18 protein-coding genes, 1 tRNA gene and 1 pseudogene are annotated in these 24,015 nt (G+C 71.8%); 14 read left to right on the top strand and 6 right to left on the bottom strand.

The window, feature by feature from the left end; translation table 11 throughout:
- From ACWD10_RS14855 to ACWD10_RS14815, 9 genes are all read left to right on the top strand, one after another.
- On the top strand, positions 1–4,986 hold a 4,986-nt coding region (locus tag ACWD10_RS14855), incomplete at its 5' end, for an SDR family NAD(P)-dependent oxidoreductase (protein ID WP_451090759.1).
- 3 nt (positions 4,987–4,989) lie between these two features.
- Entirely contained in the window at positions 4,990–9,219 is a 4,230-nt protein-coding gene (locus ACWD10_RS14850; RefSeq protein ID WP_451090757.1) for a type I polyketide synthase, read from the top strand.
- Positions 9,201–10,217 carry a 3-oxoacyl-ACP synthase III family protein gene (locus ACWD10_RS14845; protein WP_451090755.1) on the top strand — a complete coding sequence of 339 codons (1,017 nt, stop codon included), beginning with the start codon at positions 9,201–9,203 and terminating at the stop codon, positions 10,215–10,217. Before ACWD10_RS14850 ends, ACWD10_RS14845 begins: the two co-directional genes overlap by 19 nt.
- Positions 10,214–11,611, top strand: coding sequence for an NAD(P)/FAD-dependent oxidoreductase (locus ACWD10_RS14840; RefSeq protein WP_451090753.1), 1,398 nt, complete (start codon positions 10,214–10,216; stop codon positions 11,609–11,611). Before ACWD10_RS14845 ends, ACWD10_RS14840 begins: the two co-directional genes overlap by 4 nt.
- On the top strand, positions 11,608–12,672 hold the full coding sequence (locus ACWD10_RS14835) for an AfsA-related hotdog domain-containing protein (RefSeq protein WP_451090751.1): 1,065 nt from the start codon (positions 11,608–11,610) through the stop codon (positions 12,670–12,672). The genes ACWD10_RS14840 and ACWD10_RS14835 overlap by 4 nt, the downstream gene beginning before the upstream one ends.
- Before the next feature lie 2 nt (positions 12,673–12,674).
- Positions 12,675–14,084 carry an FAD-dependent oxidoreductase gene (locus tag ACWD10_RS14830; RefSeq protein ID WP_451090749.1) on the top strand — a complete coding sequence of 470 codons (1,410 nt, stop codon included), beginning with the start codon at positions 12,675–12,677 and terminating at the stop codon, positions 14,082–14,084.
- Complete coding sequence (locus ACWD10_RS14825) at positions 14,081–14,935, top strand: SDR family NAD(P)-dependent oxidoreductase (RefSeq protein WP_451090747.1); 855 nt, start codon at positions 14,081–14,083, stop codon at positions 14,933–14,935. The genes ACWD10_RS14830 and ACWD10_RS14825 overlap by 4 nt, the downstream gene beginning before the upstream one ends.
- A gap of 25 nt (positions 14,936–14,960) precedes the next feature.
- Entirely contained in the window at positions 14,961–15,977 is a 1,017-nt protein-coding gene (locus tag ACWD10_RS14820; protein WP_451090745.1) for an acyl-CoA desaturase, read from the top strand.
- Between the two features lie 62 nt (positions 15,978–16,039).
- Positions 16,040–17,677, top strand: coding sequence for an AMP-binding protein (locus ACWD10_RS14815; protein ID WP_451090743.1), 1,638 nt, complete (start codon positions 16,040–16,042; stop codon positions 17,675–17,677).
- 600 nt (positions 17,678–18,277) lie between these two features.
- Here ACWD10_RS14815 and ACWD10_RS14810 read toward each other — a convergent pair.
- Together ACWD10_RS14810 and ACWD10_RS14805 are read right to left on the bottom strand one after the other, a co-directional pair.
- Entirely contained in the window at positions 18,278–18,526 is a 249-nt protein-coding gene (locus ACWD10_RS14810; RefSeq protein ID WP_451090741.1) for a hypothetical protein, read from the bottom strand.
- 562 nt (positions 18,527–19,088) lie between these two features.
- On the bottom strand, positions 19,089–19,280 hold the full coding sequence (locus tag ACWD10_RS14805) for a hypothetical protein (protein WP_451090739.1): 192 nt from the start codon (positions 19,278–19,280) through the stop codon (positions 19,089–19,091).
- Between the two features lie 118 nt (positions 19,281–19,398).
- Here ACWD10_RS14805 and ACWD10_RS14800 point away from each other — a divergent pair, with 118 nt between their 5' ends.
- The 3 genes and pseudogenes from ACWD10_RS14800 (at position 19,399) to ACWD10_RS14790 (ending at position 20,613) form a co-directional block, all read left to right on the top strand.
- Positions 19,399–20,037 (top strand): hypothetical protein, encoded by a 639-nt coding sequence (locus ACWD10_RS14800; protein WP_451090737.1) that lies wholly within the window; start codon positions 19,399–19,401, stop codon positions 20,035–20,037.
- A gap of 102 nt (positions 20,038–20,139) precedes the next feature.
- Positions 20,140–20,331, top strand: a pseudogene (locus ACWD10_RS14795) (SUKH-3 domain-containing protein); the annotation flags it as partial.
- 120 nt (positions 20,332–20,451) lie between these two features.
- The gene (locus tag ACWD10_RS14790) at positions 20,452–20,613 is read left to right on the top strand and encodes an Imm53 family immunity protein (protein ID WP_451090735.1); all 162 of its coding nucleotides are present in this window, start codon (positions 20,452–20,454) and stop codon (positions 20,611–20,613) included.
- Positions 20,614–20,658: 45 nt separating this feature from the next.
- On the opposite strand, the gene ACWD10_RS14785 is transcribed toward ACWD10_RS14790, so the two are convergent.
- Positions 20,659–20,862 (bottom strand): DUF397 domain-containing protein, encoded by a 204-nt coding sequence (locus tag ACWD10_RS14785; protein ID WP_451090733.1) that lies wholly within the window; start codon positions 20,860–20,862, stop codon positions 20,659–20,661.
- Positions 20,863–20,866: 4 nt separating this feature from the next.
- Positions 20,867–21,748, bottom strand: coding sequence for a helix-turn-helix domain-containing protein (locus ACWD10_RS14780; protein WP_451090731.1), 882 nt, complete (start codon positions 21,746–21,748; stop codon positions 20,867–20,869).
- A gap of 207 nt (positions 21,749–21,955) precedes the next feature.
- On the opposite strand from ACWD10_RS14780, the gene ACWD10_RS14775 reads away from it, so the two are divergent.
- Positions 21,956–22,387, top strand: a complete 432-nt coding sequence (locus tag ACWD10_RS14775; RefSeq protein ID WP_451090729.1) for an ATP-binding protein — start codon at positions 21,956–21,958, stop codon at positions 22,385–22,387.
- 57 nt (positions 22,388–22,444) lie between these two features.
- On the top strand, positions 22,445–22,681 hold the full coding sequence (locus ACWD10_RS14770) for a hypothetical protein (protein ID WP_451090727.1): 237 nt from the start codon (positions 22,445–22,447) through the stop codon (positions 22,679–22,681).
- A gap of 265 nt (positions 22,682–22,946) precedes the next feature.
- Here ACWD10_RS14770 and ACWD10_RS14765 read toward each other — a convergent pair.
- Together ACWD10_RS14765 and ACWD10_RS14760 are read right to left on the bottom strand one after the other, a co-directional pair.
- A tRNA-Lys gene (locus ACWD10_RS14765) sits at positions 22,947–23,020 on the bottom strand.
- 75 nt (positions 23,021–23,095) lie between these two features.
- Positions 23,096–23,854, bottom strand: coding sequence for an IclR family transcriptional regulator domain-containing protein (locus tag ACWD10_RS14760; RefSeq protein ID WP_451090725.1), 759 nt, complete (start codon positions 23,852–23,854; stop codon positions 23,096–23,098).
- Between the last annotated feature and the right edge of the window lie 161 nt (positions 23,855–24,015).

Below are 24,015 nucleotides of genomic sequence, written 5' to 3'. Positions count from 1 at the left end.
GCCGGGATGGCCACCGGCGAGGGCGCATACGAGGGTGCGCAACGTGCCCCCGTACCGGCGGCCGAGGGGGTCGGCGTCGTACTCCTGGAACGGCTGAGCGACGCCCGCCGCAACAACCACCGGGTGTACGCGGTGCTGCGCGGCACGGCGGTCAACCAGGACGGCGCGAGCAACGGCCTGACCGCCCCCAACGGGCCGTCACAGCAACGCGTCATCACCCAGGCCCTCGAGGACGCCCGGCTGCGGGCCCGGGACGTCGACGCCGTGGAGGGGCACGGCACGGGCACCACGCTTGGCGACCCGATCGAGATCGACGCGTTGCAGGCGGTGTACGGACAGGACCGTCCGGCCGGGCGCCCGCTGCGGCTCGGCTCGTTGAAGTCCAACATCGGGCACAGCCAGGCCGCGGCCGGTATCGGCGGCCTGATCAAGATGGTGCAGGCCCTGCGGCACCAGGTACTGCCGCGCACCCTGCACGTGGACCGGCCCACGGACAAGGCGAACTGGTCCGGGGGCGGTGTCCGGCTCCTCACCGAGGCGCGGCCCTGGCCGCGCACCGGCGACCGTGCCCGCCGGGCCGGGGTCTCGGCCTTCGGCGTCGGCGGCACCAACGCCCACGTGATCGTCGAGGAGGCACCGGAAGAGGCGCGGCCCGGCCCCGTACCTGAGCCGACGGGGCCGACCGGGCCGACCGGCCCGGTGCCGTGGCTCCTCTCGGCGAAGTCACCGGCCGCGCTGCGCGCGCAGGCCGAGCGGCTGCACAAGGAGCTGACCGCCCGCGGCGAGCTCGCTCCGGTGCGGGTGGGCGCCGCGCTCGCGCTGACCCGCGCCCGCTTCGAGCACCGGGCGGCCGTCACCGGCAGCACCCTCGACGAACTCCTCAGCGGGCTACGGGCGTTGGTTCGCGGCGAGAGCGACGACACGACGCGCGGCACCAGCGACAGCGGCGGCACCGCCCGTACGACCCGTACGGCCCGTACGACCATCGGCCAGGCGCGCACCGGCCGTACCGTCTTCGTCTTCCCCGGCCAGGGCTCCCAGTGGCTCGGCATGGGCCGCGAACTCGCCGCCGCGCACCCCGTGTTCGCCGCCGAGCTCAAGGCCTGCGCGGACGCGCTCGCGCCGCACACCGACTGGTCGCTCGACGACGTGCTGCGCGGCGCCCCGGACGCGCCGCCCCTGGACCGGGTGGACGTCGTACAGCCCGCCCTGTTCGCGGTGATGGTGTCCCTGGCCGCCCTGTGGCGCCACCACGGGGTGCACCCCGACGCCGTCATCGGCCACTCGCAGGGCGAGATCGCCGCCGCGTACGTCGCCGGGGGCCTGTCGCTCGAGGACGCCGCCCGCATCGTGGCGCTGCGCAGCCGCGAGATCGCCGCCATGGCGGGCGGGGGCGGGATGGTGTCCGTCACCGCGACTCCCGAGCGCCTGCGCCCGATTCTGGAGCCTCTGGCCGAGCGGATCTCGGTCGCCGCGGTCAACGGCCCCGCGTCCACGGTGGTGTCCGGCGACTCCGATGCCCTGGCCGAACTCCTCGAGGCGTGCGCGCGGGACGACATCTGGGCCCGGCGCATACCCGTCGACTACGCATCGCACTCCCCGCACGTCGAGCAGCTGCGGGAGCGCCTGACCGAGGTCCTCGCCCCGGTCGCACCGCGCACCGGCGCCATCCGCTTCCACTCGACGGTCACCGCGGCCGAGTTCGACACGGCCGGACTCGACGCCGGGTACTGGCACCGCAACCTGCGTCGGCCGGTGCGCTTCGAGGAGACGGTGCGCGGCCTGCTCGACTCCGGCTGCACCGCCTTCGTCGAGATCAGCCCGCACCCGGTGCTCACCGTCGCCGTGGAGCAGATCGTGGAGCAGATCCCGGCGGCCCTCGTCGGCCCCGGCGGCGTACCCCCGGCGGTCATCGGCTCCTTGGAACGCGGCGACGACGTACGGCGCTTCACCGCTGCGCTCGCCGAGGCGGACACGCGGGGCGTGCCGGTGGCGTGGGACACCGTGTTCGACGCGGCCGACGCGCGCGGCGTCGAGCTGCCCACGTACCCCTTCCAGACGCGGCGCTACTGGCCCGCTCCGCGCCCGGACACCGGCATCGGCACCGGCAGCGGCCTGCGCCCCACGGGGCATCCGCTGCTCACCGCGCAGACCGAACTCGCCGACGGCGAGGGCCGGTTGTTCACCGGGCGCCTCGACCGGCAGACCCACGCCTGGCTGGACGACCACGCCGTGTACGGCACGGTCCTGGTGCCGGGCACCGCCTTCGTCGACCTGGCCGCGCTCGCGGCCGCGCACACCGGCTGCGGCACCGTCGAGGAGCTGACGCTCCAGGAACCCCTTGCGCTCGGCGCGGAGGACCGGGTCGACGTACAGCTGACGGTCCGGGCCATGGGGGAGGGCGGCCGGTACGGGTTCTCGGTGCACTCGCGCCCGGCCGAGGACGGCGACCCACAGGCGGCCCACGACGGACAGTGGACCTGCCACGCCACCGGGTCCCTGGCCCCGGCCCCCACCGTCCAGACCTCTCCCCAGCCCTCTCCTGTCAACGCCCCCTTCCCGTACGCCTCCTGGCCGCCCCCGGAGTCCACTCCCCTGGACCTCGGCGGGCTCTACGACCGGCTCGGGGAGCGCGGCTTCGGCTATGGCCCCGGTTTCCGGGGGCTGCGCGCCGCCTGGCGGCACGGCGACAGCGTCCTCGCCGAGGTCGAGCTTCCCGAGACGGTCGACCGCGCGGGCTTCGGCATCCATCCGGCGCTCCTCGACGCCGCCTTCCACGCCCGGCTCACCGAACTCACCGGACCACGGGGCGGACCGGACACGGCCTGGCTGCCCTTCACCTGGTCCGGAGTGCGCCTCGCGCAGTCCGGCAGCACCCGGCTCCGGGTCCGGCTCAGCACGCTCGGCGAGGGCACCTTCCGGATGACGGCCACCGACGAGCGGGGCACCCCGGTGGTCTCGGTCGACTCGGTCGTGGCCCGTCCGGTGGACCCGTCGGCCCTGGCCTCGGCCCGTACGGTCGGCGACTCCCTGTACCGCCTCGAGTGGACCGCGGTGCCGGACCCCGCGGCCGCCGCGGCGCCGTCGACCTGGGCGGTGCTCGGCGGGGACGGGCACGGCCTGCCGGACGCCAAGACGCATCAGGGCCTGCCGGACGCCAAGACGTACCCGGACCTGATCGCGCTGACCCAAGCGCTCGACGCGGGCGCCCCCGTCCCGGACGCCGTCCTCGTGCCCGGCCCAGCGGCGGGCGGCGTCCTCGACGCGGAGACGATACGCGCCCGGGCCCGGCAGGACCTGGAGCTGCTGCGGAGCTGGCTCGCCGACGAGCGCCTGGCCGCCGCCCGCCTCGTGTTCCTGAGCCGGTGGACCGTGGCCACCGAGGCGGACGCGGTCGCGGACCCGGCGATGGCACCGCTGTGGGGCCTGGTGCGCAGCGCGCAGTCCGAGCACCCGGGCCGGTTCGTGCTCGTGGACCTGGAGAACTCCGGTACCGAACTGCTGCCCGCCGCCCTCGCCACGGGCGAGCCCCAACTGGCCGTCCGCGACGGCGTCCTGTACGCACCGCGCCTGGTCCGGGCCCGCGACGCCGGAGGCGGCCCCCTCGCCTTCGACCCGGACGGCACCGTCCTGATCACCGGAGGCACCAGCGGCATCGGCTCCTGGACCGCGCGCCACCTGGTGGCCACGCACGGCGCCCGGCACCTGCTGCTCGTCAGCCGACAGGGGCGTGCGGCAGCGGGCGCGGCGGAGCTCGAGCGCGAACTCACCGCGCTCGGCGCCGAGATCACCGTCGCCGCCTGTGACGCCGCCGATCCGGAGGAGATGAAGGCGCTCCTGGAGTCCGTACCCGCGGCGCACCCCCTCACCGCGGTGATCCACTCCGCGGGCGTGCTCGACGACGGCCTGATCGAATCGCTCACGCCCGAGCGCCTGGACCGCGTCCTGCGGCCCAAGGTCGACGCGGCGCTCCTGCTGCACCGGCTCACCGAGGATCTGCCGCTCTCCTCCTTCGTCCTGTACTCCTCCGTCGCCGGTACGTTCGGCGGCCCCGCACAGGGCAACTACGCGGCGGCCAACACCTTCCTGGACACGCTCGCCCAGTGGCGGCGCGCCCAGGGCCTGCCCGCCGTATCGCTCGCCTGGGGCCTGTGGGAGCAGGAGAGCGACATGACCCGGCACCTCGGCGGCGCGGACGTGGCCCGCCTCGGCCGCTCGGGACTCGCGCCGCTGGCCACCGAGGAGGGGCTGCGCCTCTTCGACGCGGTGCACGGCGCGGGCCCGGCGCTGCTCGTTCCGGCCCGGCTCGACCTGGGGATGCTGCGGGCCCAGGCGCGCGAGAGCACCCTTCCCGCGGTGCTGCGGTCCCTCGTCCCCGCCGCGGGACCGGCTCAGGCGCCGGGCGAAGACCTGGCAGCCCGTCTGACGGCCCTCGACGAGGAGCAGCGGGAGGCGCTGCTCCTGGAGACGGTCCTGGCCAAGGCGGCCACCGTCCTCGGGTTCGAGAGCGCCGACGCGGTGGACCCCGGCCTGCCGTTCAAGGACCTGGGCCTCGACTCGCTCGGCGCGGTGCGGCTGCGCAACCTGCTGAGCCGGGCCACCGGCCTCGCCCTGCCCTCCACGCTGGTGTTCAGCCACCCCACCGCCGCCGACCTGTCCGGACATCTGCGCTCCCTGCTCCCGTCGAGCGGCCTCCCGTCGCGCGACCCGGACCGCGAGGACGTACGTACGGCAGCGGATGACGTACGTACGACGGCGGGCGTCCTGGCGGAGCTTGACCGGATCGCCGCACAGCTGCCGTCGATCGCCGAGGCCGAAAGCGCCGAAAGCGCCGACATCGGCGAGCGGCTGCGGTCCCTGCTCGCCCTGCTCGGCGACGACGGGACCGGGCCCGGCGCCGGAACCGACGGGCTGGCCGACCGGATCGGCTCGGCCACCGCCGAAGAGGTCTTCGACCTGATCGACAACGATCTAGGAGTGCGTTGAGCCATGCCGGACGACAGAACTCTGCGGTACCTCAAGCGCGTCACCGCCGAACTGCAGTACACCCGCGAGCAGTTGAGCAAGGCGGAGCGGCGCGGCCAGGACCCGATCGCGGTGGTGGGCATGGGCTGCCGCTACCCGGGCGCGGTGGCCTCCGCCGCCGACCTGTGGGACGTGGTGGCCACGTGCCGTGACGTGGTGTCGGACCTGCCGCGCGACCGTGGCTGGGACCTGGAGGCGTTGTACGACGCGGACCCCGACCGCCCGGGGACGGCCTACGCCCGCGCGGGCGGATTCCTGGACGGCGTCGCCGAGTTCGACGCGGACTTCTTCGGCATCGGGCGCACCGAGGCGACGGCCATGGACCCGCAGCAGCGCCTGCTGCTGCAGACGGTGTGGGAGACCCTGGAAGACGCGGGCGTCGACCCGGCGGCACTGCGGTCCTCGGCCACCGGCGTCTATGTGGGCACCAGTGGCCAGGACTACGAGGTCCTCGCCCGCTCCGGGGGCGGTGACCTCGAGGGCTACTGGGGGACCGGCACCGCGGGCAGCGTCCTCGCCGGACGGGTCGCGTACGCCTTCGGCTTCGAGGGCCCCACCCTGACCATCGACACGGCCTGCTCGGCGTCGCTGACGGCCGTGCATCTGGCGGCTCAGGGGCTGCGGCAGGGGGAGTGCTCGCTGGCTCTCGCCGGTGGTGTAACTGTCATGTCCACGACCGGGGTGCTCACGGAGTTCAGCCGACAGCGCGGCCTGTCCCCGGACGGCCGCTGCCGGGCGTACGCCCAGGCCGCCGAGGGCACCGGCTGGGCCGAGGGGGTCGGCGTCGTACTCCTGGAACGCCTCAGCGACGCCCGCCGCAACAACCACCGGGTGTACGCCCTGATCCCGGGCACGGCGATCAACCAGGACGGCGCCAGCAACGGCCTGACCGCCCCCAACGGCCTTGCGCAGCAACGGGTCATCACCCAGGCGCTGCACAACGCCCGGCTGCGGGCGCGGGACGTGGACGCCGTGGAGGGGCACGGCACGGGCACCACGCTTGGCGACCCGATCGAGATCGACGCGTTGCAGGCGGTGTACGGCCAGGACCGTCCGGCCGGGCGCCCGCTGCGGCTCGGCTCGTTGAAGTCCAACATCGGGCACAGCCAGGCCGCGGCCGGTATCGGCGGCCTGATCAAGATGGTGCAGGCCCTGCGGCACCAGGTGCTGCCGCGGACGCTGCACGTGGACCGCCCAACCGACAAGGCCGACTGGTCCTCGGGCGGCATCGAGCTCCTTACCGAGCCGGTCCCCTGGCCGCGCACCGAAGGCCGCACCCGGCGGGCCGCCGTCTCGGCGTTCGGCATCAGCGGCAGCAACGCCCACGTGATCGTGGAGGAGGCCCCGGCGGAGGACGCGACGGAGGCTCCGGCACAGGCCCCGGAAGAGGCGTCGCGGCCCGGCCCCGCACCCGAGCCGACCGGCCTCCCGGTGCCGTGGGTCCTCTCGGCGAAGTCACCGGCCGCGCTCGACGCACAGGCCGCACGGCTGCACGCCTGGCTCGAAGACCGCCCGCACGCCACCCCCACCGAAGTGGGCGCCGCGCTCGCCCTGACCCGGTCCCGCTTCGAGCACCGTGCGGTGGTCATGGGCCGTACCCGCCCCGAACTGCTCGACGGCCTTGCGTCGCTCGGCCGTGGCGAGCTGCCCCTTGGCGTCGTTCGCGGCACGGCCCCGCGCCGCGCCAAGGCGGCCTTCCTCTTCACCGGGCAGGGCGCCCAGCGGCCCGGCGCGGGGCGTGAACTCGCCGCCGCCCACCCCGAGTTCGACCGGCTCCTCGACGAGGTGTGCGCCGAGCTCGACCGCCATCTCGACCGGCCGCTGCGCCCGGTGCTGTTCGCCGCCGACGGCACCGAGGAGGCGGAGCTCCTGCACCGTACGGACTTCACCCAGCCCGCCCTGTTCGCCCTCGAAGTCGCTCTGTACCGCCTGGTCGACTCCTGGGGGTTCCGCCCGGACTTCCTGATCGGGCACTCCGTGGGCGAGCTCGCGGCCGTGCACGCCGCCGGAGCCCTGTCCCTGGCGGACGCCAGCGCCCTGGTCGCCGCCCGCGGCCGGCTCATGCAGGCGCTGCCCGCCGCGGGCGCGATGGCGGTGGTCGAGGCGACGGAGGAAGAGGTACGCGAGAGCCTGCGCCACGGCGGTGCCGAACTCGCCGTAGCGGCTGTGAACGGACCGGAATCCACGGTCGTGTCCGGGCCGCGCGAGGAGCTCCTCGACTGGCAGCGGCAGTGGCGCGAACGCGGCCGCCGCACCCGCCGCCTCCGGGTGAGCCACGCCTTCCACTCGCCGCTGGTGCGGCCCATGGTGGACGAACTCGCCGCCCTGGCCGCGAAGCTGGAGTTCCGCGCCCCGGCCGTGCCCGTGATCTCCAACGTCACCGGCGCGACCGCCGATGCCGCCACCCTCGCCAACCCCGATTACTGGGCCGCCCAGGCCGAACAGCCGGTCCGCTTCCACGACTCCGTACGTCACGTGGAGCGCGCGGGAGCCACCGCCTACCTGGAACTGGGGCCCGACGGCGTCCTCACCGGCATGGCCGAGCACTGCCTGGAGGACCCGGCCAAGGCCGTACTCGCCACGGCCCTGCACCGCCGCGGTCCGGAGCCCGAGACCCTGCTCACGGCCCTCGCCGAGCTGCACGCCCACGGCGCGGGCGGCGACCTCGCCGGGCTCTTCGAGCCCTCGGCGGCGCGCCGGGTGCCCCTGCCGACCTACCCGTTCCAGGGGCGCCGCTACTGGGTCGAGGGCCCGGGCGTACGGCAGACGCCACAGGCCCGGCCGCAGCCCGAGCCGCAATCCGAACCGGAGCCCGAGCCGCAGTCCGAGCCGCAGGCGTCCGGACGGCTCGGCCCCGCGGACGCGCTGACCCTGGTCCGGACCCAGACGAGCCTCGTGCTCGGCGAAGCGGCGGACGCGGACCTCGACGAGCAGGCGACCCTGCGGGAGCTCGGCGTCACCTCGCTCGCCGCCGTACGGCTGCAGCGCCGCCTGTCCGTCGCCACCGGCCTCGAACTGCCCGCGACCCTCCTGGTCGACCACCCCACCCCGGCCGCGCTCGCCGAGCACCTGCGGCACCTGCTCGCCGACCGTTCCTCCGACTGCCGCGCGACGCCTGGCACGCACGCTCGCGGCGTTGCCGAACCGCCCACGTGGCTCCGCCACGAGGACGCTCCGGCGCCTTGCGATCGCACGCACCAGACGCCGCGCGGCCGCCCTTCGAGCGACGGCGGGAGCGTGACGACAGGCCCTGGCCAGTCCGCCGCCGAAGGCACGTACACCCGGTTCCTTCGCGACGCCCACGCCCGGGGCGAACTGCCCGCTGCCGTCCCGCAGTTGAGCGAGGCCGCCCGGCGCCTGCCCTCCTTCACCTCCGCCCCGACACGGCCCGACGAACAGCCGGAGGCCGTCCTCGTTTCTGATGGCTCCGCTGGATCCGCTGGCTCCGATGCGTCCGATGGGTCTGGTGGCTCCGGCGGTTCCGGTGGCTCCGAGGCGCCCGTCGTCGTCTGCGTCCCGTCCTTCCTGGCCGGGTCCGGGCCCCACCAGTACGCGCGGTTCGCCGCGGGGTTCGCGCGCAGGTCACGGATGTGGGCGCTCAACCTGCCCGGGTTCGGCCCGGCGCAGCCGCTGCCCGCGACCTGGCGCGCGGCCGTCGACAGCCTCGCCGCCGTCGCCGTGCGGGTGGCCGACGGCGCCCCCGTGCTCCTGGTCGGCCATTCGATCGGCGGGGCGCTCGCCCACGCCGTGGCCGCCTGCCTGGAACGCGCCGGGCACCGGGTCGCCGGTGTCGTGCTCATCGACACCTACGAGCCCGAAACCGGCCCGGCCGCCCAGGTGTTCGGCTGGGCGATGGGCAGCATCCTCGCCCGCGAGAGCGCCGGTGTCGACCTCCACGACGGCAACGTCCTGGCCATGGGCGGCTATCTCGGCCTGCTCGACGGATGGCGCCCCGACCCCGTGCGGGCCCCCACGCTGCTCCTCACCGCGAAAGACCGGCCCGACGCCCCGGGCAGCGCCGCCTGGCCGCTGTGGCGCACGGCGCACCGCGTCACCACGATCCCCGGCGACCACTTCTCGATCCTCGAAGAGCACGCCACCGACACCGCGCGGGCCATCGAGGACTGGCTCGGACCTGGACACGGACCTGGACTCGGACTTGGAAAGGAAACGCCATGCAGCCCGTCGGCATAGTCGACTTCGGGAGCCACCTGCCCGAAACCGTGGTGGGGCCCGAGTTCTTCCTGGACGAGGAAGCGCCGGTGGACCCGCTGGCGGACTCGCCCCTGTTCCGGGTGCCGCCCACCCGCCACCACGCGGCCCGCGACGACAGCGCGGCAGAGATGATCGAAAAGGCGGCCCGGCCGATCTTCGAACGGCTCGGCCGGGAGCCGTACGGCAACGTCGACATCCTCATCACCAACGTGCTGCTTCCGGACGAGCTGTTCACCGGCATCGGCGCACAGGCCGCGCACCGGCTCGGCATCGACCCCGAGTGGATCGTGGACCTCCACAACGGCGGCTGCGCCTCCTTCATGTACATGGTGCGGCTGGCTCAGAAGATCATGGCCGACGGGGCGGCGCGCACCGCCCTGATCGCCAATGTGCAGAACATCGCGGGCCGGATGTTCACGCAGTCCGAGGTCCGCACGCGCTCGCACGCGTCGATCCCCGGGGACGGCTGCGGCGTGGCCTACCTGGCGGCCGACGCCCCCTCGCCGGTGCTCGGGGTGCGTACCCGCAGCATTCCCGAGTACGCCTTCGACCTCGGCCTGAAGACCCCCGACGGACGCAAGTTCTGGGAGCCCGGCACCGGCCAGATGGACATCGAGTTCGACCCGACGAAGACCACCGAGATCCTCGAGCGCGGCAACTCCCTGGTGCCCGAACTGGTCCGGGAACTCTGCGTGGACATCGACGAACGCCCCGCCGACATCGACGTACTCGTCACCAACCAGCCCAACCGGATCTTCCTGAAGAACTGGCGCGAGGCCCTGGACCTCAAGCCCGAACGCCACCTCGACACCTTCGACCGCTTCGGCAACCTCTACGGCGCGGCCGTCCCCATCACCCTCGACCAGGCGGCCCGCGCCGGCGAGCTGCGCGAGGGCGACCTCGTGATGATGTCCGGGTTCGCGCACGCCGGGGACTTCGCCGCCGCGGCGGCCGTGCGCTGGGGAGGCACCCCATGAGCCCCAAGTCCTCGCCCCCGACCGAGGACTTCGACGTAGTGATCGTCGGCGCCCGCTGCGCCGGGTCCTCGCTCGCGGCCCTCCTCGCGGCCCGCGGCCTCAGGGTGGTCGTGGTCGACAAGAGCGCCACGATCGGCCACACGCTGTCCTCGAACATCCTGCAGGCCGATTCCCTGTCGTTCCTGGAGCGATTGGGGGCGATGGAGCGGCTGCGGGCGGCCGGGGCGCGCACCATGAGCCATATCGACATCCGCCTTGAGGACTTCCACTGCCGTACGGCCCTGCCCCAGGAGCCCGGCGACGTGGGCGGGGCGGCCTGCATCCGGCGCGAACTCCTCGACCCCGTCCTCGTGGAGACGGCCGCACGGCACGGCGCCGAGATCCGCCTCGGCACCAAGGCGGTCGGCCTCGTCGAGGAGCACGGCCGCGTGGCGGGCGTCCGGGTCGTGCACGGCGAGCGCGAGACCGTCCTGCGGGCCCGCCTCGTGGTGGGCGCGGACGGCCGGAACTCCCGGGTCGCCGAGGCCACCGGCGCCCGCCGCTACCACGTCGTACCCGGCGAACGCAGCTACTACTGGACCTACTTCGAGGGCGCGGACCCGGGCCACGACCCGGCCTTCGTCTTCCACCGCTTCGGCGACCGGCACATGCTGGGCGGCCCCGCCGACAACGGCCTCTACATCCTGGGCGCCTCGCCGCAGCGGCACGAGCGGGCCCGGTTCCGCGAGGACCTCGAAGCCAACCTGCGCGCCCACGTGGACCACTGCCCCCCGATCGCCGAGGCCCTCGCGGGCGCCCACCGGGCCACCAGGATCTACGGCATCCGCAGCTTCTTCGGATACTTCCGGGAGGCCGCCGGGCCCGGCTGGGTGCTGCTCGGCGACGCCGGGCACTTCAAGGACCCGGCGGGCGGGCGCGGCATCGGCGACGCCTTCCACCAGGCGGAGCACCTGGCCCCGCGCATCGAGCGGGCCCTCGACCGCTCCACCGCCGAACTCGACCGTATGACAAGGGAGTTCGTGCGCTGGCGGGACCGCACCTACGCCGAGTACTACGGGCTCGCCGCCGACCTGGGCGTGGCCGGTCCGATCTCCGGCCTGGTCCCCGAGGCCGTACGGAGACTGCACGCCAAGGGCGGGATGGACGAGCTGCTCAACCTGCTCAGCCACCGCTCGTCCGTCCTGGGCGTCCTCAGCCCGGCCCGCGTCCTGCGCGCCACCGGAAGCCTCCTGCGGCACGGCACCGCCCCGCGCACCGCGGTCCTCGGCGAGCTCCGGACGCTCGCCGCCACGGAGATCGCCCGCCGCCGCGCCATGCGCAGGCCCGTCCACCAGAGCGGCCCGGTGCGACCCGCCGTACAACCGGACCTTCCCGAACCGGAGTTGAGCCGATGACCCACAGCCTGCCCACCGCCTTCCCGCCACCGCGACCACCGGACGGCGTCGCCCCGGAGGTCGCCCTGGAGGCCGCCCTGGAGTACGAGCAGACCGTGCCGCGCGCCCTGGCCCACCGCAGTCAGGTCGGCGAGGTCTTCGTCACCGACTCGGCGCAGCTCTCGCCCACGGAGTTCTGTCTCGCCTTCCAGGTCCCCAGGGCCCACCTGCTCTGGTCCGACCAACTGCGCGGCCACCACGACCCGTTGGCCGCCGCCGAGGCCGCCCGGCAGTCCATCTTCGTGCTCCTGCACCGCTACATCGGGGTGCCCGTCGGGCTGCCCTTCAGCCTGCAGCGCGTCGCCCTGCGGGTCGGCGATCCCGCGGCGTACGCCCATGACGGCACCGGGCTGCTGCAGGGCCAGGTGCGCTACCGCGTCGTGAGCCGTGAGGACCGCGGCGGCGACGTGGTGAGCATGGCCCTGGAGGGGACCGTCACCGTCGGCGGCCGTACGGCGCTGACGCTGGACACGGACCTCGCCTTCATGACGCAGGAGGACTACGACGTCCTCCGCTCCTTCCAGCGCGCCCAGAAGCCGGTGGACACCGCCCGCCCGACCGCCGCCCCCGCCCTCGCCCCCGCCCTGGTGGGCCGGGCCGACCCGCGGAACGTTGTGATCGCGGCGGCGGCGGACGAGGCGGCGGACGAGGCGACGGACGGTGACGGTACGGCTCGCTACCTGCTCGCCATCGACCGCACCCACCCCGCCTTCTTCGACCACGATTACGACCACGTCCCCGGCCCGCTCATGGTCGAAGGCATGCGGCAGGCCGCCGTGGCCGCGGCCTGCCGGAGCGGGGCCCTCCGCTCCCCGGACGCCCTCGCGGTCGGCTGCGAGGCGGCCTTCCTCGACTTCGCAGAGTTCGAGGCAGACCTCACCTACGAGGCCACGCCGGGACGTCCCGACGCCGAAGGGCGGATCCAAGTCGCCGTCGCCCTGCGGCAGTTCGGACAGGACGTCGTCCGGGGCCGCATCGAGCTCCTTCCCGACCCTCAGGCGACCCGCGTACCCGGAGAGTGAACATGGCTGGCGCACGAACAGCACAATGGACAGCACGACGGACCGGAAGCGAGCCGCGGATCGCCGTCGTCGGCTCGGGCATATCCGGCCTGAACGCGGCCCTCCGTCTGGCGCTGCTCGGCTACTCCGTCGAGGTCGTCGAGGCGGCCGACACCCTCGGTGGCCGCTTCGGCGTGGACCGCCTCGGCGACCGGCAGGTCATGACCGGCGGAAAGAACATCGGCCGCCGCTACACGGAGTTCCGCCGCTTCACCGCCGAACTCGGCGTCGACGCGTACGACTCGTTCGGCTACAACGCCTCCCGCCTGAAGAACGGCAAGATCCTCACCCTGGACAGCGAGCGCCGCGGCCGGACCCTCGCGAACATCCGGAAGATGGGCTCGACCCGGGACTTCGCCCGCCTGGCGGCGATGGCCGCCCGCATCCGGCTCGACGACACCAACCGCTTCCTCGGCTCGCGCTACTTCTCCGCGCTGTCCCGGCGGCACGACCACGCCCCGCTCAGCTCCTTCTTCGGGCCCGAGCTGACGGACATGCTGATCCGGCCCATGGTGATCCGTAACAACGGCGCCGAACCCGACGAGGTCAACCCCGGCACCTTCGGCACCAACCTGGCGATGCTGATGGACCACTACGACCAGCTTGCCGACGGCATCCAGCCCGCGCTCGACGCCTTCGCCAAGCGCGTCCCCGTACGCCTGGGCACGCGCGTCGAATCCCTGGTCATCCGCGGGGGAGAGGTCGCCGGACTGCGCCTCACCCGCAACGGGGCGCCCGCCGAGGACGTCGCATACGACGGTGTCGTCATCGCCACGCCCGCCTACGCCACCGCCGACATCCTGCGCGGCACCCACCCCGCGCTCGCCCGCAGCCTCTCGGGCGTCCGCTACTTCCCGTCCACCGTCGTCCTCGTCGAATACGACCGGAACATGTTCAACGAAGAGGTACGCGCCCTCGCCATGGACGACGGGCCGTGCAGCAACGCCGGTTCGTACGGCAAGAACGAGCGGCACATCGTCCGCTACACCTACAGCGGACGCAGGGGGCGGCTCACCGACCTGAGCCCCGCCGCCATCGACCGCCTGACCAGCGACACCGAAGCGACCCTGCGCCGCCACCTGGGGGCGCCGCGCGCCGAACGCGTCCACACCCTCGTCAAGCACTGGCAGGCCGCGTACAGCGGATACGTCCCCTACCACGCCCAGTTCCTCGCGGAGGTCCGCCACGGCGTCGCCGCCGTCCCCGGGCTCGAACTCGCCGGGGACTACATCCAGGGCGTCGCCATCGAAGCGTGCGCCAGGACGGGCGGCGCCGCGGCCGTCCGCCTCGCGGCCCACCTCGGCGCCCCCGCCGCGGCGACGTCGGCCCTGTCCGGCACTCTGCCGGTGGCGTCGTCGGGAGCCGTCTCATGAGCGCTGCCCGTCCCTCGGCTGCCCGTCCCTCGGCCGTCGTCACCGGTGCCTCGTCCGGCATCGGCGCCTGGCTCGCCCGCGGCCTGGCCGCCCGCGGCTTCGACCTGTGGCTCATCGCCCGCTCCACCGGCCAACTGGAGGCTCTGGCCAAGGAGCTGACGGACACCTGTGCGGCCGAGGTGCGCGTGCGGACGTGCGACCTCGCGGACCCCGAGGCCCGCGGCGACCTCGCCCGGGAACTGGCGCACGTGCCCGTGTCCGTGCTGTGCGCCAACGCGGGCTTTCCCACCTGCGGCCCGCTCACCGAGAACGACCCGGCCGCCGAGGCCGCCGAGGTGCAGGTCAACGTCGTCGCCCTGCACGAGGTGATCCACGCCGTCCTTCCGGGCATGCTGGCCCGCGGCACCGGCCGGATCCTGGTCACCGGGTCGACCGCAGGCTGCCAGCCCGTGCCGACCGCGGCCACGTACGCGGCGACCAAGGCGTTCGCCAACACCCTCGCCGAATCCCTGCACGCGGAACTGCGCGGCACCGGGGTGACGTGCACGCTGCTCGCGCCCGGCCCGGTGCGCACCAATTTCTACGACGTGGGGGGCATCCCGGACCTGCAGCGGCAGAAGCTGCTCGCCTGGCTGTCCCCCCAGCGGGTGGCCGAGTCGGGCCTTGGGGCCATGACGCGCGGCCGCCGCCTCGCGGTGCCGGGCCCGGTCGCCAAGGTCCAGTACCTGGCGGGCCGCCATATGCCGCGCGGCCTGCTCTTTCCCCTGTTGCGCGGAGTGTTCCTGCCCCGGCTCAGAGGAGCTCGCGACACCGCCGCCGCCCCCGGACGCCAACTCCATTACAAGAAGTAACTCCGTTACGAGAAGTGAGGGTCACATGGACGGCAGAGAACACCGCTGGTTCATGCTGGGCGCATCCATCGTCCCGCTCGTCGCCGTCATCGGCGCCATGGTGCTGCTGTGGAACAGCGTCTTCGGATGGTCGGACCTCGTGGTCCTGGTCATCATGTATTCGATCTCCATCTTCGGCATATCCGCCGGTTACCACCGCATGCTCACCCACCGCTCCTTCGAGACGCCGGGGCCCATCCGGGTCGCGCTCGCCACGGCCGGGGCCATCGCCGGGCAGGGCCCGCCGCTGATCTGGGCGGCCCACCACCGCAAGCACCACCGCGTCGCCGACAAGGAGGGCGACCCGCACAGCCCCCACCTCGACTTCGAGCCGGGGTTCAAGGGCGCCCTCGCGGGCCTGTGGCACTCCCACCTGGGCTGGCTCTTCAACGAGGACCTCACGTCGGAACCCATGCGCTACTGCCCGGACCTGGTGCGCGAGAAGCCGCTGCGCTGGCTCAGCGAGCACCTGCTCCTCGTCACCGTCGGCGGCGTGCTCTTCGCGGGCGTGCTCGGCTTCGCCATCACCGGCGGTTCCGTCCGGGGGGCGCTGACCGCGCTGCTCTGGGGCGGCCTGGTCCGTATCTTCCTGGTCAACCATGTGACGTACGCGGTGAATTCGGTCGGCCACTACTTCGGGCGCCGACGCTTCGACACCACCGACGAGTCGCGCAACGTGGCCTGGCTGGCGCTCGCCTCGTTCGGTGAGGCCTGGCACAACAACCACCACGCCTTCCCGCGCTCCGCCCGGCACGGCATGAAGTGGTACGAGGTCGACCTCACCGCCATCGCCATCTGGGCCATGGAGAAGACGGGCCTGGCCAGGAAGGTCATCCGGATCGACCCCGAGCGGGTCACCATGCGCGAGGCCGGGGTCAGCCGCGTCACCGGCACCTCCCTGAGCAACCGCGAGCTCCTCGAAAGCCAGCAGAACCTGGTTCCCATGGCGGAGCGCTCCCGCAGCGCCCGCAAGGACGACCTGTCACTCGTCGACGTGGAGTGACCGACGTACCGCACCCGAAATGGTTCACCTGCCACGAGACAGAGAATGCGAGGAGCGCACCCATGCACCTCTTCGACGCCCTGACCAACGGAACCTCCCGCGGCGTCCTGCACGAGTGGACCGGCGACGCGTTCACGCACACGCCGTGGCGCGAGGTCGTCAAGGAAGCGCACGGCATGGCCGCGGAGCTGCGTCGGCTAGGCGTCACGCCGGGCACCCGAGTCGCCACCATCCTCACCAACACCCCCGACGTGGTCCGCGGCCTGCTCGCCGTCTGGCTGGCCGGCGGCGCCGTCGCCTCCCTGCCCCTGCCGACCCGCGGCCAGAGCTCCGAGGAGTTCACCGCCCAGCTCACCGCCCTCGCGGCCCGCCTCGACCCGACGCTCGTCCTCACCGACGAGTGGCTGACCCCCCTCGTACCGGAAGAGCTCAGCAGCCAGCTCCCGGTCCGCAGCTGGTCCTCCCTGCGCGGCTCCGGCCCTCGACCTCGACCCTTCGAGCCGAGCCCACCGGGCCCCGACGACCTCGCCTTCATCCAATATTCCTCCGGCAGCACCAGCACCCCGAAGGGCTGTGCCCTGACCACCCGGAGCATCGAGGAGCAGATGGAGATCATCCTCCATCTGACGGGCGGGCGCCCCGGCGCCGACGTCTTCTCCTCCTGGCTCCCGCTCTCCCACGACATGGGGATGTTCGGCGCCCTGCTCTACCCCTGGGCGTACGACTTCGATCTGGTCCTGTCGACCCCGGAGCGCTTCGGCATGGCGCCGCGCAGCTGGTTCCGTGACATGTCCGAGTACGGGGCGACGATCACGACGGCCACGAGCACCGCCCTCTACCTCGCCACCCGCGCCCAGGGCCGCGCGGACCTGCCGCGCGAGCTCAAGCTCCGCACCGCGGTGGTCGGCGCGGAACGCATCGGCTGGGACGTCCTGACGGCCGCGACGGAGAAGTTCCGCCCGTACGGTCTGGCGGCCACCGCCTTCCAGCCCGCCTACGGCATGGCGGAGGCCACCCTCGCGGTCACGGCGAAGCCCTGGGGCCGGCCCGCCCGCTCGCTGGCCTGCGACGGCGCGGCACTGCTCGACGGAAAGGTCGTGGAGGTCGACCCGGACAGGCCCGGAGCGACGATCCTGGTCTCCAACGGGGTCGCGCTTCCGGGCATCGAGGTGGCCGCAGGCACTCCCGGCACGGTCGGAGAAATCCGAGTGTCCTCCCCAAGCCTCGCCGATGGCTATTACGGCGACCCGGAGCGCACCGCCGACCGCTTCCAGGACGGCTGGTTCCGCACCGGCGACTTCGGATTCATGCACGACGACGAGCTCTATGTCATGGGGCGCGCCGACGACATGCTGTCCGTGGGCGGCCGCAAGGTGTACGCCGCCGAGATCGAGGCGGCGATCGACTCGCTCACCACGGTGCGCAAGGGGTGCGCCGCGGTGGTCGACGCCGGCGGCTCCGGCTCCTCGCGCTTCGTCCTGCTCCTGGAGCCCAAGGGCGCATCCGGCGACTTCGCCGCCATAGCCGATGAGGCGGCCGCCCTGGCCCTGGAGAAGGCCGGCCTGGCCCTCTCCGAGTGCCTCTTCGTCCGCCGCGGCGTGCTGCCGAAGACCCCGAGCGGCAAGCTCCAGCGCTTCCGCTGCCGGGCGCTCCTGGACGAGGACCGCCTGGACACGGTGGCACGGGTCGCTTTCGCCTGACACTTCGCCGGACGCACGGCCCGGACACACGGCCCGGACACAGGAAAGGCCCTCGCGCACGCGAGGGCCTTTCCCCATCTGCCAACTCATCTGCCAACTCATGTTGAGCCAGGCTGAATCGGGCCTGGTCCAGCGAGAATTCGCATGTCGAACTCAAAGGGAACCGCGGGGTGCCCGAAGTGGTAGCGACGCAGGATGATGTCCGCGCCGTTGAAGGGGAGTTCGGCGGCAGAACGGCGCGTTGGGTCGACGAACTCGTGGAACCGGCCAACGTCCTCACGCGTTGCCGGACTTGAGCGCGGGCCGCAGCATGCCCACGTCTTATCCAGCCTGGAGTTGCGGACCGTCTCCACCAGCAGCACACTGCCAATTGGACCTGGACAAATCCCATGGTTGCAGACAGGAGCACTCTTCGCGTCTTTTGCTCACCCACCGGAGGCGCCACGGCCGGAGCAGTGGGCGCAGGCCTTCGCTAGTGGTCGGCAGGGCGGTCAGGGAGAGGGTTCCTGCCCCTGTTCCTGACCGCCCTGGGGGTGGTGGGTGGACTTCATCCATATGTGGTTGTGTGGTGTGCGGGCAGGAAATGCCCTCGGCTGTCGGTCAGTTGCAGAAGTTGAGGATGGGCAGGAGGCCGTTACCGCACTGGAGCTCGTCCCCGCCCCCGCCACCGTGCCCGCCGCCACCGTAGGCCGGGGTGGCCTTTGTGGCGACGTGCGCGGCGGGGGTCGCGGCCACGGCGGATGTGGCAGTCGCCACCCCCGTCGCACAAGCGATGCCCACGGCGGCACTCACCGCGAATACTCGCGGCATCAGGGAAACGGCCTTCTTGAGGTGAGGTGTGTTGTTCATGAACTCACCATGCCCACCCTCGCGATGAGTTGGCTCGCCGAGCGCATCCGAGCGGGTGAGCACCCTCACAGGGCCGGATCGGAAATTCGCTTCCAGGAATACGCGGGCCTCGGCTGATCGCGATACACAGCACATCGCTCGGGGGGCTCCCACAAGCGGGGCCGACCGGTCAGGGCGAGCATCGGCATCCAGGCCACCAGCTCAGCTCCAGCGCGATCCGGACGATCTGGATGGACGACTGCCGTCGTCGTTGGTGAAGCCAACTGGGCGCCGAAGTACGGGCGTTCCTTGTATACGGTCAGCCGCATCCCCTTCGGCGGCCCTTCAACAGTCGCCGTCGAGCTCGGCACCCAGCCGCTGTCGCGGATCTCGCCTCCGGGTTCGACGGCTACCGCCCCGGCCGAGGAGGGGAACCTTCAACGGGAGGAAGGTGTCGTGGAGTTCGCGGCGTCGTTTCCCGTGCATGGCCAGGCGCTTGGGTGTTTGCTGCCTGTCGCCAGCCGGTCGACCGGCGACGGCCGGTCGCGGCCCACAAGGACTAAAGCAGGACCCTTTTACGAGCTCACTTGGCCCCCTTCTCAAGGGACTTCGCAAGGTCCAGGTCGGCTTTCGTCGCTTCGCGGAACACGGTGTCGGCCATGTCGGCCAGTCCGGACAGCTGCTTGTCGATGTCGCCGCGGCCGTCTTCCCAGTTCGACTCGAAGCTCTCCATGGATTCCACGACGCCGCCGTCACCGACGTCGTCCGCGAACAACCAGCTTACGAGCCTGCACCACCACCGCACCACCACACCACCGCAATCCTGCCCGCCCGTAAGGTGGGCAGTCGCCCCGGCGACGAGATCGGGCCGTGGAGGCGAAGGGGAGCAGACGATGAGCCGTAGAAGCGAAGCACAGACCATCGAGCGCAACGGATTCCACATCAAGGTGCCGCAGTCCTGGTGGGAGTTCGACATCCGCCCCGCATCACGCGACCAGACCATCCGGGAGCTGGTCAACGAACGCGTCCGGCAACGCCCGGAGTTGGCCGACCATCGCGACGCCTTCACCTCGTTTCTCCAGAAGGCCGCCCGCGACGCCTGGCAGTCCGGCTCGCTGTACTGCGGCTGCATGGCGGAGTCCTTCGGCGGCGAAGCGCCCGTCACCGGCTCGGTGACCGTATCGGTGATCGGCGCCCGCACCGACGACGGCGAAATCCTGCCCACCGACCCTCAACTCATCGCCCAGCAGATCAGCCCCCGGGAAGCTCGGCGCGAAGGCGACGCATGGCGCAAGGTCACCACCGTCGAGATCCCGCAAGTGGGCGCCGTGGCACGGACCTACGGAATCGAGGACGTCACCATCCCCGGCGACGAACGCACCGTGCGGGCGGTCCTGATGCAGACCTTCATCCCGGTCCCGGAACAGGAGGGCATGGTGGCGCTGGTATCCGGCAGCAGCCAGGTCCTGGACCTGGCAGACTCCTTCTTCGACATGTTCGACGCCATCACGTCCACCTTCCGCTTCGTGTAACAACTCCGCCGCATCGCGGGCCGTCCCGCGCCTGGCTGACCACCCCTCCCGGCTCCGGCCGCTCGGTGCCCACGACGGAATGGGAGAACGCGGTACGAGCACGACGGCTTCGAGATCCACGAGGCGGCTCGGCATTTCCTCACCGAATTCGGTGGGTTGGCGATCCAGCAGCAGGGGCCTGGCAAGACCATGGCCCGGGTGCCGTTCCGACTCGACCCCCTCGCAGCTGAGTGGGACTACGAGATCTTCGAAGTGCTCAGCGAGGAAGCCGACCAGGCGCAGTTGACCGAGTAGGAAACGGGATGCATCTCCCCTCTCCCGCTGTGCCGTCGGTCACTTGACCCGACAACCGGCGCCTACGTCACTTCTGACCCGCTAGGACTTGCCCGGCTGCACCTTGGGAGATTACGCCTGATGGATAACCCAGAACTGATTAGTCGCCTGGACGATTGGTATGCGGATCAATGCGATGGCGACTGGGAGCACGAGTTCGGCATGCTGGATTCCGCCCTCAAGAACGTCCTCGGCATCTTGGGAGGACCCGTTAAAGGCACCGAGCCCGCAGTTCCGGGTTAGGGCCGGACCTAGTGTCCCGAGTCGTCATTCATTGGCCGGTTCGTGTTACATGGTGCGGAGATGTGTCATGAAGGCCGTCCAGGTGGTGGGGCGGATCTGGATGGCGGGGCCGGTGGGGTTCTTGGAGTCGCGGACGGCGACGCCGGGTGCTAGGTCTGCGACCTCGACGCAGTTCAGTTGCGGTTCGCTGTAGGAGGACTTGCGCCAGGTCCGCTGGGCGATGGCGGCAGTGTCGTTACGTGAAGGCATGTGCTTAGAGCTCCCGTTCGAGTTCATGCAGAATCTTTGGGGTGTCCTCTGGAGGGCGGGCATTGGCGACCATGGCGTCGAACCTCCGGTTGAACCGGGCGACTTCACGAGGCTTGTCCGACGTGGCAACCATGCCCCACGCGTTGTCAACTTGAATCTGTGGTGGGAACCGGTCGCCGAAGTCGAGGATCGCGAAGTCATAAGTGCTCCGGTAGCCCGATGTGAATGGCAGCAACTGGAGCGTCACATGCTCCCACGCTGCCACCTCGGCGAGTTTGGCGTATTGCTCGCGCATCACTTCTGCACCACCGACGTGATAGCGCAGGGCGGCTTCCCAAAGGATCGCTCGCAGCCTCACGGGCTCCTCTCTGGTGAGCACCTGCTGCCGTTTGAGCCTGAGCGCGATGCTGTTCTCGATCTCCTCCCAGGTTGTGTCCTCGATGGGCTTCTGGCGCGTGTGGAGCGCCCGCATGTACCGCTCCGTCTGGAGCAGCCCGTACACCAGCGTGGGGTGGTACGCCTTCATCTCGACGGTCTCCGGCTCCAGGCCGACGAACGCTGGCATCCCGGCAGGCATGAGGCCCAAGTACTTCGTGAGCCAGTCCCGCTGGCCGGACTCGCGGTTGAGGTCGACCAGGTAGTCGATGAACTCCTCGTCGGTGACTCCGTACTTGTCGAGGAGCTTCTTCAGGTCCCCTACGTTGCGGAAGTTGAGGGCGCCTGTCTCGACCCGCTGGAGTGCGGCCTCGGAGAGCCGCGTCCCCTGGATCGCCTGCTTCCTGGTAAGGCCCCCGCCCCGGTCGCCAAGACCGCAGTTTTCGCGCAGCTGACGTAGCTGTAGGCCGAGTTCGAGGCGTTGGGCTGTGCGCCCGCGTTTGGCTGCCATGTGCACCGCCTATGCGCTGTTGTGCGTCCTGCTTGCCGCTCTGCTTGGAGTCTGGCACCGCGCGTGCGGGCGCGGTGGCGGTTTGCGCAGACGTGCGCATAGTCCACTTTTGTGCTCGGTGAATATTCGTTGCCGATTCGATTGTGATCGAACGTGCCTGTTGTCCACGGTGGTTGGACGACCCAGCACCCAAGGGAGGAACCCCTCATGCTCCTCACCCCCACCACCTGGTCCGCCGGCTACCCCCTGACCCGCTGCAGCCCCCGCCTCGCCCGGCTCCACACCCGCAGCCGACTCACCCTCTGGGCATGGCCCGGGGACATCGACGACGCCGTGCTCGTCGTCTCGGAGCTCGTCACGAACGCCGTGCGACACGGCTGCCTGCCCGGGCACGAGCTGCGGCTGCGGCTGACGCGGTCGGAGGTGGAGGGTGACGGCGGGCTGACCGTCGACGTGTCGGACCCGGTGCGGGACTTCCCGGGGTTTCCGGCCGCGCGGATCCGGCCGCCGGGGCTGGTTCCGGAGCGGGGGCGTGGGCTGCTCCTGGTTGCGGGGCTCGCGGAGGAGCTGACCTGGTTCGTACGGGACGGGGTCGGCAAGACCGTACGGGCGCGGCTGGGAACCAATTCGCCCGCGTAGCCGTTCTGCTGGGCAGGACAACTAGGACAACTACCGGTCTACGGGGGAGAGTTCGGTATGCAGATGAACGACGACGCGAGCAAGGTCGAGACCACGCTGCCCGACGGCCGCCGTATGACGCTGTCGCTCCCGGCGACGGGCGGCGCGAGCGGCGCACCCTGGGCCGCCGACGGCATAACGGCCCTGCGCGTCGTCCCGGCCACGCACACCGGCCGCGGCGATGAGCCCCAGCCCCTCCCCGCAAGCCCCGTACTCCCCTTCCGGACGGCCCTCCTCGGCCTGGCCGCGCTCTAGATAGCGTCCGAATAGCGTCCGGCGGGTCATGAACGAAGTCGCTTGCTAAGGACCTTCCCGGCGGATCGCGTGCGGAGACTGCCTAGGTCAGATCCGCGGCCGCCGGGCAGGAGCTCCGCCCGCGACCAGCTGGCCCCACCACCGACGCAGCCCCGGCGCACGGACCCATCCCGGCCCCATGCGCGATCACCCAGCCGCCCCCGGGGACGCGAAAAGGGCCCCTCGGAAAACCGAGAGACCCCAGGTCAGCGACCTAATCGCGTAGTGCGCCGCCAGGGACTCGAACCCCGGACCCGCTGATTAAGAGTCAGCTGCTCTAACCAACTGAGCTAGCGGCGCCTGCTGACCGGAAAATCATACCCGGTCCGGAGGGGTGCTCCTGACCACCTCCCGTGCTGCCGCCCGGCTGGTTGCCTAGAGCGCCAGCGAGAGCAGGACCGGGGCCGCGCCGCGGTTCAGGGTGTCCGCGGCCTGGCGTAGGCGGTGGGCGTGTTCGATGGGCATGGACAGGGCCAGGCAGCCGACCGAGGCGCCCGCGGTGATCGGGACCGCGGCGCAGACCGTGCCGACCGCGTACTCCTGGAGGTCGAGGACCGGGACCGTCGGTGGCTGGGAGTCGAGCTTGCTGAAGAGCAGCCGCTCGTTGGTGATCGTCCGGGAGGTCAGGCGGGCCGGCTTGTGGCGGGAGAGGTGGTCGCGGCGGCCGTTCATGTCGAGCTGGGTGAGCAGGCTCTTGCCGACCGCGCTGGCGTGGGCCGCGGAGCGGAAGTCCACCCACTCGTTGACTGCGGGCGTGCCGGGTCCGGCCGCGTACTGCGTGATCTTGACCTCGCCGTCGATGTACCGGCTGATGTAGACCGCCGCGCCGACCGAGTCGCGCAGCCGGTCGAGGGTGGCCTGGAGCTTCTCCTCTATCGCCTGGTCGTGGCCCGATGCGGTGCCGAGGCGGTTCAGGGTGTCGCCGGTGACGTACGCGCCGTCGGAGACCTGCTGGACGTACCCCTCGCGGCGGAGCATCAGGAGCAGGGATCGGAGTGCCTTCGGTGGCAGGCCGGTCTCGCGGGCGATCTGGGCGTCGATCACACCGGTGCGGTGCCGCGACACGGCTTCGAGCACTCGCAGGGCCTGTTGCACCGAGTGGTACGGCGCGGTCGGGTCTGGCTTCAGCGCCACGGTATCCCCCTGCATGGACCGGTTCCGGACAGCTGGGCTCACTACCACGATAGCGTCCAAGGGCTCGCTGTGGAGGGGCCGTTGACGAGATTGATGACGCGAGTCGACTTCATGGACACCCTGTCAACAGGCACGTACCACCATGGCATATGCCTTTGTCA

It is taken from the genome of Streptomyces sp. NPDC002851, assembly GCF_053591935.1.
This window is presented reverse-complemented; position numbering and strand designations above follow the sequence as displayed.